Raw genomic sequence first — 619 nt, forward strand, 5'->3', positions numbered from 1 at the left:
ATGCGCGCGACCTATAAGCGTCGCCGCGACGTGATGGTCGAATCCTTCGCCAAGGCGGGCTGGCAGGTGCCGGTTCCGACCGCCTCGATGTTCGCCTGGGCGCAGATCCCGGAAAAGTTCCGCTCGATGGGCAGCTTGGAGTTCTCCAAACTCATGGTGGAGAAGGCCGACGTGGCGGTCGCCCCCGGCATCGGGTTCGGCGAGCACGGCGACGACTACGTGCGCATTGCGCTGGTGGAAAACGAGCAGCGCATCCGCCAGGCGGCCCGCAACATCCGCAAGTTCTTCGACAACGCCGACCAGACCCTCCACAACGCCGTGCCACTATCCGCATAGGCAGACCGGGCTTCGCGAAGCCGATGCCATGCATGGATCGGGTGAGATACAAGGACATAAGGGAGCACACGGTCTCCCGTGCTGAACCAGAAAGGCATCTCAGACGTGCAGGACTATATTCGCAAGATCCTCGCGGCTCGGGTTTATGACGTGGCGATCGAAAGCCCGCTCGATCCGATGCCACGACTGTCTCAGCGCCTTGGAAGGAGCTATGACGGAATTTAGGTGATGGGGCCGATCAGGCGGCGCTGTTTGTCGGCATCGGAATGACCTCGGTGCCGTC

The 619-nt window shown here is 62.0% G+C and carries 1 protein-coding gene; it reads left to right on the top strand.

Annotated elements, in window-relative coordinates; all coding sequences use genetic code 11:
* Positions 1-336 (top strand): aminotransferase class I/II-fold pyridoxal phosphate-dependent enzyme (locus tag JKL46_RS35070; protein ID WP_201843071.1); only part of this gene is annotated, 336 nt, incomplete at its 5' end.
* Positions 337-619: the final 283 nt, after the last annotated feature.

Source organism: Microvirga zambiensis WSM3693, from assembly GCF_016735695.1.
Classification (GTDB): domain Bacteria; phylum Pseudomonadota; class Alphaproteobacteria; order Rhizobiales; family Beijerinckiaceae; genus Microvirga; species Microvirga zambiensis.